General features: G+C 40.4%; 14 protein-coding genes. 4 read left to right on the top strand and 10 right to left on the bottom strand.

Going from position 1 to position 26310, the window contains the following annotated elements; genetic code table 11:
- Positions 1-80: 80 nt before the first annotated feature.
- The 7 genes from AC0UMU_RS00070 to AC0UMU_RS00040 all read right to left on the bottom strand — a co-directional run bounded on the left by AC0UMU_RS00070 (position 81) and on the right by AC0UMU_RS00040 (position 14308).
- Positions 81-3275, bottom strand: coding sequence for a chondroitinase family polysaccharide lyase (locus tag AC0UMU_RS00070; RefSeq protein WP_288639845.1), 3195 nt, complete (start codon positions 3273-3275; stop codon positions 81-83).
- Between the two features lie 89 nt (positions 3276-3364).
- A complete protein-coding gene (locus AC0UMU_RS00065) occupies positions 3365-4663 on the bottom strand; it encodes a T9SS type A sorting domain-containing protein (protein WP_288639844.1) in 1299 nt (432 codons plus the stop codon).
- Between the two features lie 27 nt (positions 4664-4690).
- Positions 4691-5257: a carbohydrate binding domain-containing protein gene (locus AC0UMU_RS00060; RefSeq protein ID WP_473979849.1), complete on the bottom strand. Its 567-nt coding sequence runs from the start codon at positions 5255-5257 to the stop codon at positions 4691-4693.
- Positions 5258-5289: 32 nt separating this feature from the next.
- A complete protein-coding gene (locus AC0UMU_RS00055) occupies positions 5290-8199 on the bottom strand; it encodes a chondroitinase family polysaccharide lyase (protein ID WP_288639842.1) in 2910 nt (969 codons plus the stop codon).
- Positions 8200-8393: 194 nt separating this feature from the next.
- Positions 8394-9407 carry a DUF5017 domain-containing protein gene (locus AC0UMU_RS00050; RefSeq protein ID WP_009318040.1) on the bottom strand — a complete coding sequence of 338 codons (1014 nt, stop codon included), beginning with the start codon at positions 9405-9407 and terminating at the stop codon, positions 8394-8396.
- A 19-nt stretch (positions 9408-9426) separates the two neighbouring features.
- On the bottom strand, positions 9427-11175 hold the full coding sequence (locus tag AC0UMU_RS00045; RefSeq protein WP_288639841.1) for a RagB/SusD family nutrient uptake outer membrane protein: 1749 nt from the start codon (positions 11173-11175) through the stop codon (positions 9427-9429).
- A 22-nt stretch (positions 11176-11197) separates the two neighbouring features.
- Entirely contained in the window at positions 11198-14308 is a 3111-nt protein-coding gene (locus tag AC0UMU_RS00040) for a SusC/RagA family TonB-linked outer membrane protein (protein ID WP_278715025.1), read from the bottom strand.
- Between the two features lie 428 nt (positions 14309-14736).
- Here AC0UMU_RS00040 and AC0UMU_RS00035 point away from each other — a divergent pair, with 428 nt between their 5' ends.
- The 3 genes from AC0UMU_RS00035 to AC0UMU_RS00025 all read left to right on the top strand — a co-directional run bounded on the left by AC0UMU_RS00035 (position 14737) and on the right by AC0UMU_RS00025 (position 20753).
- Positions 14737-15945 (top strand): glycoside hydrolase family 88 protein, encoded by a 1209-nt coding sequence (locus AC0UMU_RS00035; protein WP_423767130.1) that lies wholly within the window; start codon positions 14737-14739, stop codon positions 15943-15945.
- A 204-nt stretch (positions 15946-16149) separates the two neighbouring features.
- Positions 16150-19197 (top strand): chondroitinase family polysaccharide lyase, encoded by a 3048-nt coding sequence (locus AC0UMU_RS00030; RefSeq protein WP_278715027.1) that lies wholly within the window; start codon positions 16150-16152, stop codon positions 19195-19197.
- Between the two features lie 5 nt (positions 19198-19202).
- Positions 19203-20753, top strand: coding sequence for a sulfatase family protein (locus tag AC0UMU_RS00025; RefSeq protein ID WP_278715029.1), 1551 nt, complete (start codon positions 19203-19205; stop codon positions 20751-20753).
- Between the two features lie 292 nt (positions 20754-21045).
- Here the strand turns inward: AC0UMU_RS00025 and AC0UMU_RS00020 are convergent, their stop codons facing one another.
- Positions 21046-21522 (bottom strand): GNAT family N-acetyltransferase, encoded by a 477-nt coding sequence (locus AC0UMU_RS00020; RefSeq protein WP_009318047.1) that lies wholly within the window; start codon positions 21520-21522, stop codon positions 21046-21048.
- A gap of 429 nt (positions 21523-21951) precedes the next feature.
- Between AC0UMU_RS00020 and AC0UMU_RS00015 the strand changes: the two genes are divergently transcribed.
- Positions 21952-24828: a two-component regulator propeller domain-containing protein gene (locus tag AC0UMU_RS00015; RefSeq protein WP_009318048.1), complete on the top strand. Its 2877-nt coding sequence runs from the start codon at positions 21952-21954 to the stop codon at positions 24826-24828.
- 190 nt (positions 24829-25018) lie between these two features.
- On the opposite strand, the gene AC0UMU_RS00010 is transcribed toward AC0UMU_RS00015, so the two are convergent.
- Positions 25019-25762 (bottom strand): UDP-2,3-diacylglucosamine diphosphatase, encoded by a 744-nt coding sequence (locus AC0UMU_RS00010; protein WP_278585801.1) that lies wholly within the window; start codon positions 25760-25762, stop codon positions 25019-25021.
- A 39-nt stretch (positions 25763-25801) separates the two neighbouring features.
- Positions 25802-26128, bottom strand: coding sequence for a metal-sulfur cluster assembly factor (locus tag AC0UMU_RS00005; RefSeq protein ID WP_022391273.1), 327 nt, complete (start codon positions 26126-26128; stop codon positions 25802-25804).
- Positions 26129-26310: the final 182 nt, after the last annotated feature.

Below are 26310 nucleotides of genomic sequence, written 5' to 3'. Positions count from 1 at the left end.
AGCCGCTTCTTTGAAGCGGCTCTCTGCCCAAAGTACGGATTGAAACAATACCCCAATCTCAACGATTTTCCGTACTATCTTTATAACATAACTTTGTGACGCACAATTCCGGCAGAAGTCTCAACCGACACGATATAACATCCTTCCGGAAGTTCAAAATAGCGGATACCGGCATTTTTTTCTACCTCTTCCACCATCCGACCCTGTAAAGTATATACCCGAACACAGGTGGCATCACTATTCACACACAATTTTCCATTCGAACCAAATATCCGAATATCCCGAAGTTCTGTCTTGGCATCGCCCAAAAGTATTTCATTTTTCAATTTAAAAGAAACCGGGATACCATATTGACATATAACCTCCAGGCGGGTATTTCCTTCATCGGATGCAGGCGTTACCGAAACTTTTTCATTATCTCCATCGGCCAAGGTCCATTCACCTTTCAGCTCAAAGACATGAGTTACCGGACGACTCGGATCTGAAGTCGTATAATCGATCGTCGCTATATTAAGATTAGGATCACATACACTCATATCGACTTGGCCATCCTCATTCGGAGCCCCTATCATGGCCATAACCTCTCCGGTCGCATTCACGATATAATCATCATCGTTAAGGTCTGTCTCTTCAAAAAACGCATAAGCCGTCACTTCAGACTCACAATCACGTACGATATGGGCGTTATTGTCTTTACGTAAGACTTCATAAGGTTGATACCCCTCTGCTTTCAAAGCTGTCTTTTCCGAATCATCAGGCTGTATCGTAATCAGATATTCATACGATGCATTTGCCGGAGCCGTTCCGTGATCGATATATGCACAAGCGAATTTTCCCTCGGTTGCAGCTTTTGTCTTATTGTTTACCGATGTCTGCGACCCTTTTTTTACGACTACCTTCAGCGGCTCTTTTATTTGATAATAGTTTCCTGTTTGGTCTTTAAAGATCATCCCTTCCGCATTACCGATCGTTTCATTGATCGTAGCATCTGTCGAAACAGTATTATTCCACTCAACCGCTTCATCGTCGCTCAAGATTGCATGTTGGAACAGTGTCGTTTCAGTATTTAGGGAACTTTCAGAATTGGATATCCCCGTCCCTATACATACAATACGGTTGTCGAAACAGAATGCAGACTTTCGGGCCGTAAAATCAGGCGTAAAGTTTTTGTGAGACGGTTCTTTCAACTTAATCACGAACATACCGGAAGTTCCATTCAAATTGTTACTGCCCGAGAATGTTTCATCCTGCTTCAATGTAGCATCAGAATAAGGAGAATTTAAGGCAGACCAACTCTTATGTATGGTAGTTGTACCGGGCAACCGATTCCAATCCCAACCATCTTCCAGGAAACGGCTGTCGGCCTCTGTTACCGGATCTCCGCCATCCAGAATTTGTATTGATCCATAACTTTGATAACGTCCATAACGATTGTTCGAGTAATATATTTCCGATCCCCAGACATATCGATTAAAACCTTTCAAAGAAGCCATCCACTTCCCTCCCCGGAATATTCCTTGGGCGGCATGATTATAGGTAAAGAATCCCTGCATAGGTTCAGCTTTCTCGATTCCCATTGACGTGAATTTCTTCTTCATGTTATTCATGGCCGTTGTCGCCGTAGCAGTCTCATAGATGCGTAAAAAATTTGAAGCCAGATCTTCATCGACATTCTCTCCGTCGATGGCCAAATAGGCAAACGCATTTATATTTTTGGGCTTTATAGAACATTCGTTCGGATTAAACGGATGACGTCCACAAACCCCTATACCCCATTCTTTTACGTTACAATAAGAGGCCATTGCCATAAAAGCCTGTTTCAATACGGCCCGGGCCGAGGCTTCCAAGGTAAAAGAGGTTCCATTCACATAATTGGCATAATCGCCCAATATGCCGAAAGCCGAAGATGCATAGTCGGGATAATGTGCTCCATGATGAAAAGCTGTCCCGTCAGGTTTAATACCGCCAATCGTTCCGGGAGTAAAACATATCGATCCGTTGGTCCATCTCGCCAAACCTTTAACGGCGCGAAAACGTTCTGTCTCATCGTCAATCATCAAGGCAGCATAAAGCTTTGACATATGCAGAGTATACCACGTATCGATCAATTCATCCCGATATATATCATAAGGTTGTCGCGTCTCAGCCAGTCCACTCCAGTATTGCGTCAATTGCAGAGCTTCATCCCAACGGCCTTTATCCTTCAGATAATCCTCCATCATCCATACGGCTTTAGGCATATCCCTATTAAAATAGCCAAAATGATGGTTGGTACCCATACCGCTTCCATAAGCATATCCTTGATCCAAGGCGTAATCATAAACCAACATAAAATTTTCAGCGGCCGAGAGATTCTGATTGAAATAATAATCCATGGCAAAACCGAGCATCATATCATTCACATCTTGACAGCCGATATCTCCCGATTCTTTTTCCTGATCGGTATATAGAGGCTTACCTGAAATGAAACCTGTCGAGGCATTGCGCTGTATGCCGGCTGCTGAAAGTTTTGTGGAGGCATTGGCTATGGTCGTATTATTGACTTTCCCGAATAAAGAAGTCCGGACGTTTTCGGTCATCGTCCGCAATTCTTCGAGTTCCGATTCCGTAGGAACAAGATTTTTCAGATCATCCGAATATGAGAATTGCTCCCATTCCCACAATCGCCCCCAATGCCAGAAGTCCCGCGTCAAGAAACGGTTGTTCTTCGGTATTTGGGCATCCGGAGTAGCCTGTTTATGTATACTGCTCGAAAAATCCCATCGGTCGAAATAGAGCGTACCGCTCTCTACACCTTCCGGAGCTTTTATCGTTAATTCATCTATATCTTGTTGTGTCGGTTGTACATCATCCGCAGCTCCGGGAACCCACATGTCCGAAAAAGCGATCCAACAGGCACGCCAACCGGTAAAATCCAAATTAAAATCGAAAGTATATACACGCACCGATTGGTTTCTAAAGATAAATTGCAGCGATTTACCGGGCATTGCTTTCGGAGAATAAATCCACATCCGTAAACCACCCCGATTGTTGAAGGCGTTAATAGCATAAGGGATATTTACTTCATCATTCACACGGAAAAGTGCACCGGAAGCAGTCCAATCCCAACGAAGCGATTTTGTCCCCATCTTAGCATGATCGGACGAAACCGTCAATAAACCTTTTTGCACGTCATTGATCGTCGACGGGACCACTCCATCCTCAAAATCATATTGTATTCCATAAGCAGAAACACACAGAAGCAACACAAAAAATGAAATGATTATTTTTTTCATGAGTAAGGGGTGTTTTTACGGTTATAAAGAAAAGTACGGGTAATCCCTGCCGGACTACCCGTGCCATTAAGCAAATACAGAATGGTCGATTAACGGATAATCACTTTTTCTGAAACGGATTTTCCGTTGGTAACCACCTGAATAATATAAGCTCCTTTTGCCAAATCGATTACGGTATTTCCTTCTGTGATTTGTTTGCTGTCGAACAAAACACCGGTCGTCATGCTATATACATTTACGGTAGCTGCAGCATCCGATGCTACAAATACTTGTGAACCGGCAGCAAATACCTTAATACCCGAATTATCGGCTACTGCCGGAGCAGAAATGCCCAGAGTAGGATCATTTTCGGCAAACATTACAATATCGTCGATCCAGAATGTCTTTCCGGTTTGATTGCTTGAAAATCCGAAGTACGGAGTTACCATATTGTCTGTACCTTCAAAAACGAACGTATATGGAGCCCATTCGGTCGTCAACGTCGCCATAGGGATACCTTCTTTAGGAGATTTCTTGTCATCGGCAAGATAATCGCCTAATCCCAAAGCGGGAGAGTCTTTTTCGCTATCGTAGAATAACCCGTAAACAACTTCACCGCCTTCAGCACCTTTTGCCCAGAAACGTACAGTCACCTTGTTATCTGTTGTCTTTAAATAAGTAACAGGTGCTTGAGAACGACATTGATAAAATTCTTTTTCAAGGTCAGGAGTAGGGGTATATTTCCCAGATTTAGTACCACCATGCACATTGCCTTCGGTGTCATCCTGAGCCCAAGTCATTCCGCCGTTTTTACTCCAGTTATAAGTTGTTTCAAATCCGGGATTTCCCAAGTATGCCGGAGTCAGGTAAATATTGTCGATATACCATTCTGCAGAATTCGCTGTAAATCCCAAAGCAAGTACAGCATTTTCAGCAGCGTCATTCAAAGTAATGTCAAATCTCAAAGTTATAAGAGCGACATCTGTGCTGGTATTAATCGTCTGTGCAGAAGGGAGATATACGTTATTTGCGGTTGTGGTAGCTCCATCTGCAGTCAGATCGACATCTTTCAATATAGCAACACTGAAAGTTCTTGTTGCTGCCGTATTCACAGCACAAATATCGAGTGTCAACGTATATTTTTGTGCTGCTAAAGAAGGAAGAGAGGTATAGATACCACCATTGAAACGATTTTTCAAATTAGCGTCAGTGGTATTATCTCCAGCTCCATTACTCTTCACATGAAGAATACCCTCCTCAACTTGAAATGTGGTGATGCTTCCCCCATTCCGGGTATATTGTGACCAACCAGTTGCATCGGTGTCGAACGTACTGTTCGAAATCAAATTTTGAGCAGACATGTTCATCCCGAACAAAACTGCTGCTACCGCCAGTAAAGTTTTTTTCATAATCATGAGGTATTAAAAAAATAAATGTTATTTAATCTTCGTCAAAGTCACTTCATCGATAAAGAAATCGATATCTTGTTCTTCCAAGGTAATCAGGAAACGAGCATTATCGACACCTTCCTGATAGTCGGTAATAGTAAATTTCTGGGTAAACTGTTGCCACTCGGTGGTAACTTTTTTCTTAGGAGACCACGGAGATTTGAAATCGCCCAAATAAGAAGCAGTTGTCGGTTTTATCGTCACCCGCAAACTTGTGCGTTCGGCAGCATTCTTAGAAGCTTTTGCATAAAAAGTAATTTCATATTGTCCCGGTTCTAAAGAGAGATTCTGGTAGATATAATTATCCCATACCGGTTTCTCACATTTGTTGACCGTAACTTTCAATCCTTTTCCTTTATATCCTTCACATTCTGCAGTTTCTATTCCACCCCGTTGAGCTTGATAATAAGCCAACCATTTGCCTTGGGTGCTTTTCTGACCGGTAATCACTTCCGGAATACCTTCTTCAAATCCACCATTTTCCAACAGATTTTCCTGTGCAAACGCCGTAAGTCCGAAACACAAACTTAACAAGCAAAACATCATTTTTTTCATTGTCATTTTTTTTGAGATTAGTAGTATTTTAATTATTGAGCTATTAAACGAAATTCTACGGGACGACCGTCAACGCAGGTAACCGTTAACCGAGTATTCCCATTTTCTTGTTTTATAGAAACGTTTTCATCATTCGAACTGTTTTTCCATTTCCCTTTTAAAAGAACCGTTTTTGTCAGCGGACGTGAGGGTTTTGCTGTCGTATAAGTCTTTTCTTCTAAATTCAGGTTTGGATCGCAGATACTTATCATTCGAGTCTTCTTATCAACCGGGCGCAAAAGGACCAATGTTTCGGCATCGGAAGCAAGCAAGTAATCATCTTTCATTTCCAAAGGCTCAAAAACGACATATCCGATTGTTCCACTTGGGATGTCCTTTACAATATGAGCATACGTATCTTTTCTAAGTACCTGATAAGGCAATTTTTTTTCGGATGCAGCCTTCTTTATTTGCGCAGGCGTTGGCTGTACTAATACCATATACTCATAGCCGGCCTTTTCAGGAGCGACACCATGATTCAGGTATGCCGTCACAAACCGACCTTCGGTCTCCGACTTCAACTTATTGTCTCTCGATTTCTGCATTTGCCTCAAGAGATGCAAATCTTGTCCGGCAGCCACCCGATAATAGTTGCCTTTCGTATCGGAGAGAAGTATCGGAGAATCTCCCGGGATAGTTTTTTCTACCGGTATTCCGGTAATCGTGTCTGATCCCAACAGTATCGGTTCGGAGTTTCTTTTCAGTGCTAATTGGAACAGCGTGGTCTCCGTCGGATATTCCTTATTATCGTTAGAAATATCGGAACCCAAACAGATCAATCTGTTTTCGAAACAAAATACCGATTTTCGAGCGACAAATCCCGGGGTAAAGTTTTCGCGGTCTTTTTCTTTCAACTTAAATACGAACACGCCTTGTTTCCCTTCTAAAGAAGATGCTCCGGAGAAGTTCTCTTCAGAACGTTCCATTAATGTCCCCGGAAGAGGATTTTCAAGTTTCTCTAACGGAAGATGTATCGTTGTTGCTCCCGGTACACGGTTCCAGTCCCAACCGTCTTCGACAAAACCACTGGCAAAATTATTGACCGGTCGACCGGATGCCAAAATCTGTACCGAGCCATAACTCTGATAACGGCCATAACGATTATCTTTGGTATATATCTCAGAACACCATACATCGGTATTATATCCTTTTAAAGTTACCATCCAATTATCGAAACGATGTATGCCCAATGCTCCATAATTATAAGCGAAGAATCCTTGAGGTGCAGACGCGGCTTTAATTCCGGCGTCTTCAAACTTTCCTTTATATGGAGATGAGGTCCTGTTCAGTCTTAAATAATCAGCCGCCAATTCTTCATCAATTTTATTTCCCGAACCGGTAAGATCTCCTCTATCGGCCAATAAGGCAAAAGCCTGTACTGCATCATTCGATATAGATCCGTTAAAAGGATGTCGGCCGGCAATGCCCAGCCCCCAATCTTTCAGATTACAATAATTCCGCATGGTCTGCAAGGCAAGTTTTACGTTATGGGCAGCATCATCTGAAATGGTAAATTCGGTATGATTTGTCAACTCAAGATATTTCCCGATTGTTGCAAACGCCCCGATCGAATATGCCGGGTATAAACCTCCATGATGAAATGTTGTGCCATCGACCTTGATCCCGCCTATGGTTCCGGGGGTAAAGGCTAAAGATCCGCTTACCCAACGGCTCAAAGCCTTCATTTCACGCACCCGCTCCTGCATATCCGGTTGAATCAGGACACTGATCACTTTCGGTGTCAACAACGTATTCCAAGAATCGAGCAGCTCGTCACGTCCATATTGATATGAATGCCGGGTTTCGGCCAATCCGCTCCAATAGGATAATGTCCGGCGAATTTCGACATTCAGCGGTGTATTTTCTTTCAATAAATCACGCATCATCCATGCCGCTTTATAAATGTCACGTATTTGATAACCGTAATGGTGATTTGTTCCCAACCCGCTACCAAAAGCGAAACCTTGTTGTATGGCATATTCAAACACATCGAAGAATGCCTGCTTCGATTCTTCGTTTTTATTATAATACCAGTCTCCGGCAAATCCGAACAACATTGTTTCCAAGTCGGACAGCCCGATATCGCCGGCCTTTTTATTCAATTCGTCATTCGAAACCAACGGAGCTCCGGTCATCTTACCATCGACCCTGCGAATTTTGGCATTGTTGGCTATCGACAATGCTTTCGTAGCATTTCCTTTTCCGTTTTCGGGTGCCACCTGCGCCGTCAATCGTTGAGAAATGGTTTGTATATCCTTTTGTTGCGACGAACTGACTGCTTGTAAAGGCAAGTCATATTGATATTGTTCCCATTCATGCAATCGGGCCCAATGCCAAAGAATGCGCGAAAGTTTTGTATTATTTAAAGGAGTCTGATAATCCGGTGTTGCCTGGTGATGAACCCCCTTTAAGGGAAATTCGACCCGATCGAGCAAAAGCGTTCCGGATTTTAAATTTTCGGGTGTAGTGATTGTCCAACGTACCAAATCTTTACTCTTATGGTCTCCCTGCATATTTTCAAAGCTGACCCAGCAAGCTCTCCAGCCTGAAAATCCGAGGTTGTAATCGAACCAATAAGGGGTCGAACCATCTGCAGCGACAAAGGAGATGCGCAAAGCAGAATCGACAGGCTTATCATTATAAATCCACATGGTTAATCCGCCCCGATACGTATTCACAGCTTTTTTGAATAACGCCGGATTTTCAATAGTTAATACCGAAGGCGATGACCATTGCCATTGAAGAGAAGAACTCCCCTCCTTCACAAAATCTTTATTTAAAGATAACTTTGCACCAGTCGCAGAAATATATTTCGGAATAGAATCATTCCAATCGATCTTTTGAGAGTATCCGTCATGAAAAAACAGAACTATCAGGAGTAAGGCCAACCATTTTATTTTCATACAGTGTGTTTTTCGTTTGATGCAAATATCCTCATTATGAACGAAACAGCGAAAAATTTAAAAGCGATGCATATCCCATAAATTAAAAAATGGAACATTTTCAATATTTAGGGTCTCCTCTTTAAAGAAAAGAAGGCTACACCATCAACCGATGTAGCCTTCTTGATATATAGCATAGTTAAGGTTAGTTTTCCTTATTTAATCGTAAATGTAACTTCTTGAATCGTACGTGCAGCTCCGTAAACATTCTGATTTCCGGCAATGAAAGTTACCGTATAGGTTCCCGGTTCGGTATAGACATACGAGTAGGACGGAAGCCGGACATTTATATTTTTCAAAACTCCGCTATTCTCATCCGGATCGCACGTATTCAATTTCAACGCCTTGGTAAACAACCAGTCATCGGCATCATTGGTATATGTTTCACTGGGTCCACCACCAAGATACGTGAAACTATTTACCCGTGTCAATGATGAACGTAAATCCCACACTCCGGAACAAGATCCGCTACCCGAGCTATTGTCAAAATAGGGGTCTCCATGTTGCGCATGTTGTGGATCCGTATTCGGATTACAATCAAATGCCATCAATCCCAAATCGGCGACACCTAATGTGGTGGTATTCCCATTTTTATAGACAGTCGTTATGGCTACACTATAAAAATCCCAACGCTTTAAAGAATTTTTTCCATCGAAATCGGCTTTATAATGGAATGCAAGGGTCATTTCCGACGCACTGTAAGGAGTAAGATCGAAAGATGTTGCCGTCCTGTTGGCAAATTTACTTTCCAACAATTCCCCGTTACTGCTCAACGATGTAGCATTGGTCTCGAAATCGGCAACACGGGCTTTATCGGTTGCCGCATCTTTACTCAAGCCCGGGAAATCATCGCTGACAAACAGCGACAAGGTATTGGTCACTTTCCCGTAACGAGCCTGTGCTTCAAAACTTAACGTTACAGACTCGATCTCTTCCAAAGGCAATTCGGTACGTTCACGATTGGCATATACATGTCCTTCTTCTCCCGACCACCATGTGATATAATCGGGATTACCATCAAAATTAAATACGACCGGTTCTCCTGCTTTATAGGTGTTTTCCGGTGCTAATGAGACATTGAAATCGACGTTGTCATCCACATCCAAATCGTTGCAAGAAACGAAAAGTGCACCGACAGCCAATATATAAATTGATTTTTTGATTTTCATAATTTTGTGTTTTTAAAGGTTATCTCCATGCTTGATTCTGTTGCAACAAATTATTCAACCCAAGTTCTCTTGTCGGGATAGGCAACCATTGATACCGATCGGATGTCGCACCGTTTGTTGCATATACCAATAAATACTGGCGACCGCTCGACCAACGAGCATCGGTTGCATATAGACTGACTTTTTCCATTGCACTTTTATATTTACCCCAACGGATCAGATCCATTTTCCGCAGGCCTTCGAAGCAGAGTTCACGTCCTCTTTCGTCTTCGATCAAACGTTGGAAGTCATCAGAATCGGTAATCGTAACTTCAGGTGCGTTTGCCCGCGTACGGACTTCATTGACATAAGCGATCGATTCGACCGAAGGTGTTCCTTCTGCTTTATTCTGAGCTTCGGCATACATCAACAACACATCGGAATAGCGCAACAACGGGAAGTTGATCGGCGTATAATTCTTGTCCCGAGGAGTTACCAATTCATATTCTCTACGGAATTTACCGGCATTTCTTTCGATATACTGGGTACGTGTAGCAAATTGTTGATTTCCGTCTTTCAAATCGGGATCGCCGTTATTGTTTAACTTCACATCGCCGATATATTCCCAATTTCTCTTCCAATATACGGTTGCATCATCTCTTTTCTGGAAACGATACGGAGCAATATTCCAATCTTTGCGTTCATCTCTGTTATATTTCTCATTCAGAGGGTCAGATTCATCTTTCGTTGAAATCAATTCAGGATCTCCATCTCCATCTAAATCGTTATATAAATCCCACAAACCCGGAGTTACACAATGGCGACCATAACTGTAACCCAATGATGTTTGCAAAACATCGGCATTTTGAATACCACAAATCAAGCTACCTACACGGCCGGCATTTGTATGAGAATCTTGACGGTTTCCTTTAAACTCTACTTCCCAAATAACCTCGGCAGGATCATACGTGTCAGAAGCAAGATTTATGAATACCTGATCATAACCTTGGAGGTTCAAGCTATGAGTCATTGATCCATCCTGAGGATTGATTACTTCTCCGGCCCAATATTTGGCCTTAGCATAAAGTTCGGTTTCATTAGTCGGCCAACCGGCTCTCTTCAAATATACCCGGGCAAGAATACCTTTTACGGCAGAACGGCTTACACGACCTGATCCTACGGTTTGTATCGTACCGATCGAGTAGTTTTCTCCGTCATTCAAGACCTTCTCCATTTCATCTGTAACAAATTTCAAAACAGTAGCCTGAGGAGTAGCCTTAATATTCGGCATATAGTTGTCGGTATTGGTCTGTGCAGTCGTGATCAAAGGCACATCACCCCAACTTTGCGCCAGGAGGAAATAGAAATAAGCTCTCAAGAACGTCGCTTCACCCCGATACAACTTTTTATTTTCTTCAGTTACAGGAGCATCGGTTATGCGTTCGAGGAAATAATTTGCATTATTAATACCTTCGTACAGACCTTGCCAAATAGCAGCCAGATTGGCATCATTTGCGGTATAGTTATTATTGGACAACCCGACTTCGGCCGTACTGGATGTATAATAATAGGTAAGGTCATCGGTTCCTACAGCCTGATAATACTTTTCGCCATAAACATTCGAGCTGTTCAAAGTATTATAAATCCCGGCAAGTCCCATAAACGCCTCGGTATCATCTTTATAAAAATCATCCGGATCGATGAAATCATTTGGCGTCGTTTCCAAAAAATTGCAAGCAGTGAACAACAACATCGTACTGCCCAGAAATATATTTTTTATTGTTTTCATTTTCAAATTCGGATTTTATCGGTTAAAAACTAACATTAAGACCTACGGAGAAGTTATATGCCCGAGGATAAGCCGAGTAGTCAAAACCCGGAGTCAAGGCTGAGTTTCGAACAGAAACTTCCGGATCGTATCCCGAATAAGAAGTCAATGTCCACAAATTTTCTCCCGAAATAAATATCCGTGCACTGGATAACGTCAGTTTTTTCAAAACTCTTTGCGGGAAGTTATATCCTAAAGTCACTGATTTCAAACGTAAATAAGAACCATCTTCAATCACACGTGAAGAGAATACGTTCGGTTGATTTGCCGCACGCGGAATATCGCTATCGGGATTTTCCGGAGTCCAACGATCGGCATAGGATGCAAACATGTTGGTTTCTCTTTTCCACAATCCATTGTCGAACAAAAGTCGGTTGGCATTTAGAATATCATTTCCATAAGACCATGTGAAGAAAATATTCAAATCGAAATTCTTGTATTTGAAATTATTCGTAAAACCACCCGTATGGATTGGCTGTCCCCGACCGATAATAGTACGGTCATTATCATCGACAACACCATCACCGTTTATATCGACATATTTCGCATCTCCCGGTTGAATGGTAGAACGGTCATTTCCGTTATTGGGCACATTCGATTTCAAAGTATAAGTTCCACCCGAAACGTCAAAATCTTCATATTTGTATGTTCCGTCATAAATATATCCATACATCAGGCCCAAAGGTTTGCCCACTTGAGCAATATAGGAAGGCTCAGAGCTATAAGCGTTATCAAAAGTAACAGTACTCAACAGCGTTTCCTGGTTCCGGGAAAGTTCTTTTACTTTACTTTGATTAAAGGCGATGTTGAAGTTTGTCGTCCACGTAAAGTTTTTATTCTGTATATTCGTTGTTTCCAACGTTATTTCCAAACCTCTATTCTGCATTTTACCGACATTCAAATAAGTAGAGGCATATCCTGTCGTGTAAGGAAGATCGGCTTGAAGCAACAAGTCACGGGTAATTTTATGGTACAAATCTACCGTAAGAGAAACTCTGTCGTTGAAGAAACCGAGATCAAGTCCCAAGTTGGTTTGTTCGGTCGTTTCCCATTTCAAATTTTTATTTTCCAAAGCCGTCAACTTATAGGCTGTTTGATAACTGTTTGCAAAAGGATATTCAAATGCGATCTTCGAAGTCATTTGTCCTAAAGAAGCAAAATCAGATACCCGGTTATTTCCGGTAGCTCCCCAACCTAAACGTATTTTACCATTAGAAAGCCAATCTTCGGCAACCGCCAAAAAGTCTTCCCGGTTAAAGTTCCACGCTACCGATGCTGAGGGGAAATAACCCCAACGGTTTTCTTTTGAAAATTTTGAAGAACCATCGGCACGGAACGATGCTGTAATATAATACTTCGATTTATAATTATAATTGACACGGGCAAGGTAAGACATCAACATATTCTCTCCGATAGTAGATTCGGACAATACAGGAATACCATTATCCATACCGGCCATACCTAAATCTTCATGAGAAATATTCTGTACGTCATTTCTGAAATAATTAGAATAATTTCCTTGGAAGGTAGCTGCGGCCATTGCCGAGAAATTATGCTTACGATTAAACACCTTCGAATAATTCAAGACATTTTCATTCACCCAACTATGGTCATCATATTGACGCACTGAAGCATTTACGCCTTCGGAACGGGTAGCGTTACCATAACGGGTCTTTGAATTATTGAACTGTTCATTTTGACGTTTTTTCAACCGATAACTTCCTGAAACTTTTAATTTCAATCCCGGGATAAAGGTATATTCTGCATAGGCATTAGCTTGGAAGTCATCTTGTACCAAGCGGCGATATTCATTTTTTAATGACAAAATCGGGTTAAAACGATAGTCATTATTCGTTGGTACACTCGGGTCCCACAACAATGTACGCAAATCCGTACCATCGTAGGTTACCGGCCGATATCCCCAAACGCTATAAAACAAACTATTTGTAGCACTGCTTGAGGCAACCGAGGGTGAAGCACCATTCGTTATTCCCCGAGCATAGTTTCCATTGACATTTACTTTTAGTTTCGGACTGATTCGCTGATCGAGGCTAAAACGTCCCTGGAAACGTTGATAACCCGAGTTCAACAAAATACCCTCTTGATTTAAGTATGATAATGATGCCGTATAACGAGTTTCGGCAGTACCTCCGGTCAAAGAAATATAATGGTTATTCGTATAAGCTGTCCGGAAAATATCATCTTGCCACTTATACTGATCCGGATAATTGCGATACGATTCAAGAGTACGTCCGTCAGAATAATAGGTTGTACTCAGATCGTCTTGTATTTCTTCTTGAAGTTTTACGAACTCATAGGCATCCATAAGCTCAAGTTTCTTGGTTACCATAGAGACACTGAAACTTCCGTTATAAGAGATCTTCGGCTTACCGATCTGTCCTTTCTTGGTTGTAATAATGACAACGCCATTTGCACCACGGGCTCCATAAATCGCCGTAGCAGAAGCATCTTTCAAAAAGTTCATCGACTCGATATCGTTCGGGTTCAAAGCAGCAGCATCGGCATCTTCTACCGGGAACCCGTCAATCACGAATAGCGGAGAGTTATCTTGCGTAATTGAGTTTCCTCCACGAATCACAATATTGAATGCCGACCCCGGCATACCTTCGTTGGAAGTAACCTGCACACCTGCAATACGTCCCGCCAAAGCTTGATCGAAACTAACTACCGGAGTTTGTAACATATCTCCTAAATTCGCTTCGCCGACAGCTCCTGTCAAATCTTTTCGAAGAACTTCCTGATAACCGACAACAACAACTTCGTTCAAATCTTTTGCCGTCTCTTTCATGACAACAGTCATCGGTTTCTTTAAATCCACTTTTTGTTCTACTGCTCCAAATCCTAAAAAGGTAAATCGAAGCACCGTGTTTCCATCCGGTACCGAAACGCCAAATTTTCCATCAATATCAGTCGTCGTACCTTTATTGGTTCCTTTTACAAAGATACTGACACCGGGAAGTCCATTCCCCGACTGATCAACTACCGTTCCGGTCACATTTTTTTGGGCCTGCAATGCCAAAGCACTGAAAGCACACAACATCACTAGGATAATCCTTAGTTTATTTCTTTTCATGAGTCTTGGTGATATTTGATTAGGGTTATTGTTTTTAAATTCAAAATGAAATCTGACATCTTAAAATCAAAATAAATTTACATCAGCCAGAGATTAAAAAATCGTGTGTTTTTTGTGTTTCATGGAATCTTTTTTTCTATTCAGAGGATTATTCAATGTTTTTTGGTTGTCAATTCGGAGGCTAATATAGATACATTTAAAATAATACAAACCTTTTCAACTTTGGAATATAGCCCATAAAATAAAAAATGGAACCTTTTGTCCATTTTTTTAGACAACAAAACCGAGTCCCGTTTTTTTTGATACAAATTATATAAGAATATAGGACTCGCTTCTCCCTCAAAAACTGTTATCGAATCTTAGAATAAGCTATCTTAGCCCCAAAATCAAGAATTTAATAACTAATTAAACACAAAAGCCCATCTATTATGAGAAAGACACTCTTTTTTGCAAGTTTATCACTGTTGCTTCTTTTTAGTTGCATGAAAAACACCAAACACCAGACAGGACAAACCGATCCGATACAAAAAGGTATAGAAACGGCAACTCAGCAAATAGGAAGGCAAATTGAAATTATCGAAGATTCCGGAAGATTCTTGAATCCGAGAACGGTTTACAACGGCGTAATCGAATATATCCCGGCCGATGACTGGACCAGCGGGTTCTTCCCGGGAACCATGTGGTATATGTATGAACTCACCAACGACAACAAATGGAAAGACTTAGGTATCAAATATACTGAAACGTTAGATTCGATAAAATATCTCAAATGGCATCACGATGTCGGCTTTATGATTTATTGCAGCTACGGGAATGCATACCGCCTGACCGGAAATCCGGCTTATAAAGATGTAATCATAGAAACGGCCAAATCTTTATCGACCCGCTTCAGACCGGCAGCCGGTGTTATACAATCTTGGGATGAAGACCGTGGATGGCAAGGTACTAAAGGTTGGATGTGCCCGGTTATTATCGACAATATGATGAATCTCGAACTTTTATTCGAAGCTACGAAATTGAGCGGCGACTCTACATTCTACAAAATTGCGGTCAGTCACGCCGACACGACAATGGCTCACCATTTCCGTCCTGATAACAGTTGCTATCATGTTGTAGATTATGATAAAGTAAACGGTGGCGTACGTAGCAGACAAACGGCACAAGGATATGCCGACGAATCGTCTTGGGCTCGCGGACAAGCATGGGCATTATACGGATATACAGTATGCTACCGCGAAACAAAAGATAAAAAGTATCTGGAACAAGCTCAAAAAGTATATGATTTCATATTTAATAATAAAAACATGCCGGAAGATTTGGTTCCATACTGGGATTTTGACGCGCCTCATATTCCAAACGAACCTCGCGATGCATCATCGGCAGCAGTTATCGCTTCTGCTTTGTACGAACTGAGCACTTATGACAATACCAAAGAGTACAAAAAAACAGCAGATAAAATTATCGATTCTCTATCGAGTCCTGCTTACCTGGCAATTGTCGGGACAAACGGTAATTTCGTATTGATGCACTCTGTCGGCAGTATTCCTCACGACAGCGAAATCGATGTTCCGCTAAACTATGCCGACTACTATTATTTGGAAGCATTGACCCGCAAAATAAATCTTGAAAAGAAATAACATCTCTAACATTCTTCTCCCGATCGCAAATTTGTCGCAATCGGGAGAAGAATATTTTTTTTAGAAATACAGGCACAAAAGCCTTTGGAAAAAGAGCCCCCTACTCTGGCAGGGGAAAATACAATATCCTCTCTCAAATGCGATTTTCCCGATCGCAACCGCTTAACCGAATTACGTCAACATTGATAAAACGATATAAATCTTATGTACTATTTCAAACACCTCTCTCTTTTATTCATGCTAATACCGGCTTTTTTTGCCACAAATGCTCAAGTCAGGGAATTCAAGCATCCACAAATTCTTTCATTCGAAGAATCGACCTCTCCGGTGATTGCAGGAGAAGGATCGAAAGTCTCTCTATCTGACAAGCACTACAAACATTTAAAAAGCAGTCTTTTGTGGAATTGGGACAAACCCAATGCACAAATATTTATCAAACAACCGATAGGGTATCTGGCTCAGAATCCCAATCCGAAAGAGACCTCTCTCTCTACTTTTATATTCTGGGTCTACAATCCCCAAGCTATTACCTCAGGGAAACTGAAATTCGAGTTTCTGAAACAGGGGAAAGTCTGCTCATGGTTCGAATACGGAATGAATTTTACCGGATGGAGCGGCGCATGGCTGATCTTTAGCCGAGACATGCAGGGAAAGCCGGAAGAGGGAATGGACGAATTACGTATCACCGCACCAGATACGGCTTCGGGAGAACTTTTTTTGGATCACATCATTTTATCCTCTTTCCAAGACGTACGCCACCAAACAGCCGATTTTCAAGCACCTTATATCAATCCGGAAACAACCAGTCATTGGTTAGTATTACTTAAATCATGGGAAAACGATTTCGATCTCCCGATTCCGGCCCGAGTAAGTCCCTCCGAACAAAAAAGTATAAACGATGTAGAAACCCGGCTCAAGCAATTGCTTCTTCCTAAAAAGCAGCCGGATGTCACAAAACTGAAAAAACAATTCATTGCATATAATATTACAGAAAATTCGGACGGTTCAATCTCTGGATTACCGATATTCTTTGAACGTTTTGGAGAAGCTTATGCAAATCTCGGAGGAGAGAACTATGCAAAAATCTACGCTAACCCTATGGGATTAAGAAATTGTGTAAATTTCATGTATAACCTTGCAATAGCCTGGAACAATAGTACAAATACTAATGAAAAAACAGAATTAGCAAACATGTTTATCCTGATGACACGCCACATGCTCGATCAGGGATTTCGTGCAGGAAGTGCTATGGGAACACTTCACCACTTAGGGTACAGCATGAGAAATTATTATCCGGCAATGTTTTTGATGAAGGATGTCCTTATAAAAGCAGAATTAGACCAAGACATTCAGCGAGCAATGGAATGGTTTGCCGGTACGGGAGAAGTAAAACTAAAACCCGAAATAGACGGCATGGATATAGATGCATTCAACACGAGTTTAATAGGGCGTCTTTCGAGCATCATGATGATGAAAGATTCTCCCCAAAAAGTAACCTATCTACGCTCTATTTCGCGTTGGATAGACAACGGGTTGCATTTTTCGGACGGGACGATGGGTTGTTTCAAAATAGACGGCTCGATATTCCACCACCGTCACAACTATCCGGCTTATGCCGTAGGAGGATTGGACGGAGCGGTAAACTCAGTTTGGTTGTTACAAGATTCGGAATTCGAAATCAGCCGCCAAAGTCATGAGAATCTAAAATTTGCACTTCTCACCATGCGCAAATATTGCAATCTCGTAACATGGCCCTTATCCTTATCAGGAAGACATCCCGACGGAAAAGGGAAACTCATCCCATGGCACTACGCCCGATTAGCCGAAGTAGGCAGCCCTGATAAAACAGAAAAGATAGATACCGAACTTGCATCTGCTTATTTGCGGCTTAATAACGGGAAAAAAGACAGTTACAGCAAAAAGTTTACAAAAGCCGGAATAATACCGGAAAAAGCTCCTGAAGGAAACTGGGGGATCAATTATTCATGCCTTGCCGTACACCGCCGAGGCAATTGGCTGGCAACAGCTATGGGGCACAGCCGATATTTATGGGCTACCGAATCTTATATCGGAGCAAACTATTTCGGACGCTATCTGAATCACGGGAACTTACAAATATTAGGTTCTGGTAATCCCATAGACATGTTCGCATCCGGTTTTAATCAACAAGGCTGGGACTGGAATCACATACCCGGAACAACAGCAGCAGTAATACCGATGAAAGATCTTAAAGCCGATATACGTCAAGTAGATGAAGTCTCCGGATATGAAGAGATGCTCCTTTCCGACGAATCTTTTGCAGGAGCAATATCCAGCAAAAACCGAAACGGAGCTTTCGGAATGAAATTGCACGAGCATGACAAATATAACGGATCATTACGAGCCCGTAAATCTTATTTCTTCTTCGATAACCGAATCATCGCATTAGGCTCTGATATAGAAAGTGCTCTCCCGGATGCCCCGGTACATACGACACTATTCCAAGTATATCTTCCGGAAGAAGAGAGTCCTATTTTCATAAACGGAAAGAAAATCTCCGATTTTCCGTATGAAAAACGTTTATCAGAGAAAACAGCCATGCTGGGCGACGGTAAAAAGAATTATTACCTGATACGCAACGGGAATATCATCGTACACAAGACCCTGCAACACTCTCTTGACGAGGAGACATGTGCCCCGACAGAAAATAACTTTGCATTGGCGGCCATTGACCACGGGAAAACTCCCCATAATGCATCTTATGAATATATGGTCCTTATACAACCTTCGGAAAAAGAAAAAAAGCAATATCAAAAATCGGGAGGCTATATTGTCTTGCAACAAAACAAACAAGCTCATATCGTAAGAGACAAAGCAACTTCTACAACCGGATACGTACTTTTTGAAGAGGGTGAAGTAACTGTAGGAAACGAAATACTGTCTGTCAATCATCCTTGTTTAATAATGACAGCTAAAGAAAATAAAGATAAAATGACAATCAGTGTTTGTGATCCGGATCTTCACTTCTATGAAGGACCGGCAGACGAACAGTATGACAAAAACGGGAAACGAATAGAACGAAGTGTTTATTCTCGAAAATGGATAGACAATCCTTCTGCAAAATCGACAATAAAAATAAAAATAAACGGAATATGGAACTTAGAAACACCATCTGATTACATAAAAATATCCGGGAAAGACACAAAAAGTACATTCCTCGAAGTTTCTTGCCGACACGGCATGACCAGAGAAGTAAACCTGATTAAAGATTAAACGCAATGAAAACATCTAAAAAATTTCTATTCGCAGCTGCGGGATTATCTTTGACAAACGGAATTCCTGTTACGGCTCAAAATAACATTCAAGACCGGAAACCGAATGTAATCTATGTTTTCCCCGACCAATTCAGAAATCATGCCATGGGATTTTGGGGCGAAAAAGGGTTCAAAGAACATGTCCGGTTTAAACCTGATCCTGTAATCACTCCCAACCTGAATAATTTTGCAAGAGAATCGGTAGTATTGACCTCTGCCATGAGCAACTGTCCCTTAAGCAGTCCGCATCGGGGAATGTTACTTTCCGGCATGTATCCGGATGGAAGCGGAGTTCCGTTAAACTGCAATTCGGATCGCCCGATAAGCAGTCTCCGAGAAGATATAGAATGTATAGGAGACGTCTTTAAGAAAAACGGATATAACTGTGCCTATATCGGGAAATTACATGTTGATTTTCCGACTCCGAATAACCCTGAAGCTCCGGGAACTTATGTAAACAACGATACCCCAGTATGGGATGCCTACACTCCCAAAGAAAGACGGCATGGATTTGACTACTGGTATTCTTACGGAACTTTCGACATTCACAAACAACCGCATTATTGGGATACCGACGGCAAACGCCATGAAATAAGGGAATGGTCTCCGAAACATGAAGCGGATAAAGCGATAGAATATCTGAAAAATACCGGAAACGTACGAGATACATCTAAACCGTTCTTTATGGTTGTCAGTATGAATCCGCCTCACAGTCCTTACCGTACAATTGAGGATGTCATGGAAGAAGATTACAATCTTTACAAAGATATCCCCTTAGACAAGCTATTAGTACGTCCCAATGCTAATCCTCAAATGGAAAAAGCCCAATGTGCCCCCTTTTACTTTGCTTCGGTTACCGGAGTAGATCGGGAATTCGGTCGTATTTTGAAAGCATTAAAAGATTTGAGGTTAGAAGAAAACACGATTGTCGTCTTTTCTTCTGATCACGGAGAAACCATGTGCAGCCAAAACACAAATGATCCTAAAAACTCGCCTTATGCAGAATCTATGAATGTTCCGTTTCTGGTTCGTTACCCGGAGAAATTAAAACCTCGTGTAGAAGACCGACTGTTACTTTCATCTCCGGATATCATGCCTACGGTACTCGGCTTAGCCGGGCTGTCTCGACAGATTCCGGAAACCGTACAAGGTACGAATTTTGCACCGGTAATATCAAAAGAAAAAAATGCACCTGAATTGCCTTCAGGAGTACTGTATTTAAGAAACCTGAACGGAGAGAAGAATGCCGACGGCAAAATTATCTCATACTTTCCCGAGGCACGAGGGATCAAAACAGAACGTTACACTTTAGCCATATCTATCGATAAGCGACACAATATCAAGCATATTTTCTTTTATGACGACATTAAAGATCCTTATCAGATGAATAACCTGTCTATAACGGAAAACCAGAAAATATTCGAGGATTTATGCAGACAAATGGGTCAATTACTGAAACAGGTAAATGATCCGTGGTATAAAGATCGCATCTTAAGTTCTAAAATACCGTATTAAAGATTCGTTTAAATTTATAGTTTATAATACCGGAGTCATTCTGCATTGAGCAAAATAACTCCGGTAATTATTTTAATGTCTGTTTAAATTTTACTCAGATCAGGTTCAAAAGATTTTTTCAAGGATGTTCTTTTGTTTCGATAAAGAGCATAGCGGGTTAGGTTATACAACATACAAAAGCGGAGAAACAGATTAAAAAGAGATGCAAAAAGTTTGGTTATATAAAACTCTTTATCGGAAATTTTTAAACGGACTTGTAAGCTGCAAATCAACGGTCATTCAAATTGTATGATTATCGTCCTTTCTCCAATAAATCTTTCATTTTATATTTCATGCAGTACATATCAAACCCTTTAGCCCAATAATCTTTCTTGATTTCACTCAGTACAAAGCCATGCTTCTCATAAAACCCATATGCCAATTGAGACGTCCTTACCATTATTTCCCGAACACCTTCGATAGTCTTAAGCTTATCGATCCTATATCTAAGAAGCTGTGACCCGAATGATCTCCGCTGATATTCCGGATGAAGAATGTCCCAACTAATTTTCGCAACCTTCCCATTCTTCACAAAATTTATACCACCACAACCGACAATATCGCCATCAAAAATCAAAACATAATAAAGTTCTCTTTTATTTTCCAAATATTCATTTAAATCAGTTTCTTCCTCTAATGCAAAATATTCAGGCGTATTTAATCTGATTAAATTCATCACAGCAACTTTATCCGCCGGACCATATTCCCTAATTGTAATTGAATTTTCCATTTTTCTACTTAATAAAAATACTTTCCCAATATACCCAACTCAATTGTTAAATATACAACAGATTATTCCCTTTCAATATCAGAATCTGAAACTCCAAAGATAAAATATATATCTTTCTTATCTGACAAAATTACATTTCATGTTCAAGAAAACATTTCGGTTTGAAAAAATTTCACCACAGTTCTACATAAATCACCTGCCTCGATCAGAAGAACTTTCTGAACATATCTAAATCTTTTCCTGCTCTTTTGTGTTTATATTATAAAAACTGAAAAAATGATCATCTACGACCTTTTTTTCAAAAAAAAGAGTATATTTGCTAAACGGATTTATACTATTTCTTACAACTGTTTAGAAATAAATATTTTATAACTTAAATGAAACGCATTATAAAAAAAATTTCTGCGATTCGTTTTTAATGCCGTATTTATGTTCGGATTCGCCAGACAGATCACTATCGTACTACTCCTATGTATCGCCAATGTCGGTTACTTATCGGCATTTAACGGTAATGTAGATCAATTTCGTCTTAACTTCGAACTCCCTTCAAGATCAGTACAATGTATAACGCAAGATAAACAAGGGCTTATATGGATCGGAACAAACGATTGGGTTGCTTATTACGACGGATACTCTTTACAAACTCTTCCCTTACCTCAGAATGTAAATCACGGTTTTTATAAAAGAATTTATTCACTCCAAAACGATACACGAGACCGAATGTGGATAGGTACTCCGTACGGAGCTTTCAGGTACGATAAACGGAACAGAGAAATAGTTCATTTTCTACCGAACGAAAATGACATAAATAGTAAAAGCAACGTTATTTACAGTATTGCATTATCTCCGGATAACCAAATTTGGTTAGGTACGCGAAACGGTATATACCAGTATGATGAACCTTCGAATAAACTGTTGCTGTCTCCACTGTTTGCCCACCATAAAACATTCAACGAGGCTCTGAAAAGCGAACGGATAGCCAAATGCATCTATTTCGACAAGATGGGACTTTTATGGGTGGGAACTGAAGGTAACGGTTTGGTCGTAATCAACACAAAAGACCGGACACATCGAAGTTTTCATTACTCTCTTACAGATAGTACGACTATTTCAAGTGATTTTATCGAAAATATATATGAGGATAGTTTCGGCTCATTATGGATCGCAACTGCCGACGGACTGTGCCGATTACGAAGAGATGATAATAATTTTGAAAGATATAATCAAATCGGAATCAACGGATTGGTAACCGACATGACAGAAGATAAAACAGGAACATTATTTCTTGCTACAGATAACGGCGTTGCAATTTTTAATAAAAAGGAACAATCCGTCGAATGGTTAAAAAACAATCCGGGGAGTGAGAACACTCTTTTGAGCAATGATGTAATGAGCATCCACAAAGATCGTTCCGGAGCTATCTGGTGCGGAACGTCCAAAGGTGTATGCCGCATCGAAAGGCAACCCCGATTTCCTTTGCTTCAGAATCTCCCCGAATCGGAGAATTCCCTTAGTAATAATTCCTTGATCTTCTTGCAAGCAGATAAAGCCAAGAATCAACTATGGATAGGAACAGCAAATGCCGGAATAGACCGTTACGATGCAGCAACCGGACTATTTACTCATTATTCGCTTTCTGCCTTAAAACTGCAACCCGGATATAACCAAATACGGACAGGGATTTTACTGCAAAACGGTAACCTGTTATTAGGAACAGGAGGGGGATTATTAGAATACAATACTTTACAGAATACTATATATCCCAAGATATTTAATCCTCAAACAGAACTGAAAGAAATATATGCATTGCTTGAATCTCGCAACGGAGATATTTGGATGGGAGTCTTAGACAAAGGCTTATACCGATACGATAATAAATCAAACAAAGTAGAAGAGGTATCTTTACCTGTCGAATACTCCGGGAAAAAAGATGTTTATACGAATATCAAAGTATTATTCGAAGATTCGGAAAATAATATCTGGATTGTTTTTTATCAAGGAGGAATAGGCCGTTACTCTCCTGCAAACAAAACGTTAGATTTATATACCCAAACTTCGACTCACAACGGACTAAATGACAACATCGTATGGGATATCGTGGAATTACCGGATAAAATGCTTGTATTTGCAACCGGATCAGGAATAAGTTTTTTCAATTTGAAAACCAAAACTTTCGAAAAAAGAAAGAATTTTAATGCCGCAATCAATGGATCTGTAACTTCCATACTTCCGGTATGGCCTGATTATCTATGGTTAGGGACAGAACAAGGTATTGTCCGCATTTCCATGACGGGAAATAACATTATTCGCTTTAGCGAACGAGATGGACTGCAAGGACCTCTTTTCAATTATCAAGTTGCCGCAGCACTTCCTCCCTATCTCTATTTCGGAGGGAATAACGGATTCAATAAAATCGATACTCGGATACAATTCGACAACAGTTTTATTCCATGGCCATCGGTATTAAAAATCCAAAACGATAACGGAAGCATCGATGTAAATCAATTACAAACAGAAAACAATGTTCCGGCACTTTCTCTTTCATCGAGAAATCATCTCTGCGAAATTGCATTTTCCGCCTATTCTTATCAGAATGAATGGAGAAATCGTTACCAATACAAAATATTGCCCAAAGACTCCGTTTGGAAATGGGTAACTTTCGGGAAAAACAGTATTATGCTCCCGTCTTTAAAAAGCGGAAAATATACATTGATGCTACGCGGAGCAAATTCGGACGGGAAATGGGGAGATGCCCACGAAGTTTTAATCATTCGGGTAAAAAGTTTTTGGGCAATCGTAATCTGGAGTATATTAGGTGCTATCGCTTTATTCGGATTTCTACTTTACCTCTTAAACAAGAGATATCCTCATATTCTGAAAAATTACCAGAAAATCTTATCAAAAAAGAAAAACAAGGTTCTTAAAAATCCTGTAAAACTAAAAGAGCCGGATGAGAAAAATCAAAAGATAGTAAATGCTCTTATCGCAACTATGGAGACAGACCATCTTTATACCAATAAACGTCTCAATAAAGCTCAATTGGCTGCAGTATTGAAGCTTACGGAACTACAATTAGCACAAATACTAAAAGAGTACATAGGAAAAGGATTTGCCGATTTTGTCAATTACTATCGGGTGGAAGCTGTGAAAGAAAAACTAAAAGACCCTAAATATAAAGATATAACATTAATGGGGGTTGCCGACGAATGCGGTTTTAATTCCAAAACTTCATTCTACAGAGTATTTAAAGAAGTCACAGGTATTACCCCGGCTGACTATCTAGAGCAATTAAAGAACAAACGGTAAAAGTCTTAGAATCGGTATAAATTTTACTCGAGTCAGGTTTGTGAGATTCTTTCGAAGATGTTTTCTGTTTTACGAGGATATGACGGGCTATCTAATGAGGGAAAACAAGAAAAAACCGGAAGAAAACACAAAATTACCTGATAATATTTTCTAATTCGAAAAGTTTAGACAATCGCTTAAAACAATACCATCATTCTTCGAATTGTTCTAACCGCATTTGATCACCCTCTAAAACAGCATAAGAAAAATAATTAATCCAATCTCCTAAAATAATTACCCTGCTATCTCGACGTATCATCAAATCTAACATGATATGTCGATGGCCGAAAACAAAAAAATCGATATGAACGGATGATTTTTCAAGATAGGCTTTCGCATATCGAACCAAATATTCATTCTCTTCTCCGCAATAATCTTTACAATTACCGGTCTGTCGGCTATGAGAAGACCACTTATGTGCAAATGCAACCGTCCAACGGGGATGAATTGCCGAATATAACTTCTGACAAAATCGATTATGAAAAACAGACCGTATAAAACGAAAAGTCAGCGAAGTATCTCCCAACCCGTCACCATGAGCCAAATAAAATGTCTTCCCGTTTAAATCGACAATTTCCGGAGTATAATGCACTTTTACACCTAATTCATCGGGTAAATAATCGAATATCCATATATCATGATTTCCGATAAACCAATGCACATCTATCCCTTTATCTGTCAATTCGGCAACTTTACCGAAAAATCGGGTAAATCCTCTTGGAACGACAGTCTTATATTCATACCAATAATCTAATATATCTCCCATCAGATATATTGCTGAAGCATCCTCTTTAACCGAATCGAACCAACGCACCACTCTTCGCTCATTCTCAAGCGGATTTTCTAATGTTCGTGCGCCCAAATGCAAATCGGACAAAAAATAGATTTTTTTCATTTAACGGCACTTTATAAAATAAGGATATGGAATTCGTTTTTACAAAAAACCGAGTTCCAGTTTGGCCTCTTCACTCATCATATCCTTATCCCATTCCGGTTCAAAAACCAACTGAATATCGACACTCTTAACATCATCTATGCTCTCAACTTTCATCCGGACATCTTCAATGATAAAATCTGCTGCCGGGCAATTTGGTGCAGTAAGGGTCATCTCTATATGGACATTCTTCTCATCATCTACCTCAATAGAGTAAATCAACCCTAAATCATATACATTTACCGGAATTTCCGGATCATAAACCGTACGGAGCATCTTCACGATTTTTTCCTCAACAGTCAATATATCATTTTCTTTTTCTTCCATAATGTAGTATTTATCTTAACGAAGGTAGCTAATTTTTACGGAAACTCAAAACAGAGATAAAAAGTTCAAGCATTTTACTACATTTGCATAAAAGACCCTATCCAAATAAATAAACTTTACGTAACGAGGTAGTGTTTCAAACAGTGTGTCCGGAGTAAGCCTTCAGACCTTTTAGTTTTGCA

Source organism: Coprobacter fastidiosus (assembly GCF_982245605.1).
This window is presented reverse-complemented; position numbering and strand designations above follow the sequence as displayed.

Bases quoted from the DNA above. Each gene is read 5' to 3' on its own strand.
- AC0UMU_RS00065 (WP_288639844.1), bottom strand. From the start codon at position 4,663: ATGAAAAAAACTTTACTGGCGGTAGCAGCAGTTTTGTTCGGGATGAAC.
- AC0UMU_RS00010 (WP_278585801.1), bottom strand. From the start codon at position 25,762: ATGAAAAAAATCTATTTTTTGTCCGATTTGCATTTGGGCGCACGAACA.
- AC0UMU_RS00055 (WP_288639842.1), bottom strand. From the start codon at position 8,199: ATGAAAATAAAATGGTTGGCCTTACTCCTGATAGTTCTGTTTTTTCAT.
- AC0UMU_RS00045 (WP_288639841.1), bottom strand. From the start codon at position 11,175: ATGAAAACAATAAAAAATATATTTCTGGGCAGTACGATGTTGTTGTTC.
- AC0UMU_RS00060 (WP_473979849.1), bottom strand. From the start codon at position 5,257: ATGAAAAAAATGATGTTTTGCTTGTTAAGTTTGTGTTTCGGACTTACG.
- AC0UMU_RS00035 (WP_423767130.1), top strand. From the start codon at position 14,737: ATGAGAAAGACACTCTTTTTTGCAAGTTTATCACTGTTGCTTCTTTTT.
- AC0UMU_RS00005 (WP_022391273.1), bottom strand. From the start codon at position 26,128: ATGGAAGAAAAAGAAAATGATATATTGACTGTTGAGGAAAAAATCGTG.
- AC0UMU_RS00070 (WP_288639845.1), bottom strand. From the start codon at position 3,275: ATGAAAAAAATAATCATTTCATTTTTTGTGTTGCTTCTGTGTGTTTCT.
- AC0UMU_RS00020 (WP_009318047.1), bottom strand. From the start codon at position 21,522: ATGGAAAATTCAATTACAATTAGGGAATATGGTCCGGCGGATAAAGTT.
- AC0UMU_RS00030 (WP_278715027.1), top strand. From the start codon at position 16,150: ATGTACTATTTCAAACACCTCTCTCTTTTATTCATGCTAATACCGGCT.
- AC0UMU_RS00050 (WP_009318040.1), bottom strand. From the start codon at position 9,407: ATGAAAATCAAAAAATCAATTTATATATTGGCTGTCGGTGCACTTTTC.
- AC0UMU_RS00040 (WP_278715025.1), bottom strand. From the start codon at position 14,308: ATGAAAAGAAATAAACTAAGGATTATCCTAGTGATGTTGTGTGCTTTC.
- AC0UMU_RS00025 (WP_278715029.1), top strand. From the start codon at position 19,203: ATGAAAACATCTAAAAAATTTCTATTCGCAGCTGCGGGATTATCTTTG.
- AC0UMU_RS00015 (WP_009318048.1), top strand. From the start codon at position 21,952: ATGTTCGGATTCGCCAGACAGATCACTATCGTACTACTCCTATGTATC.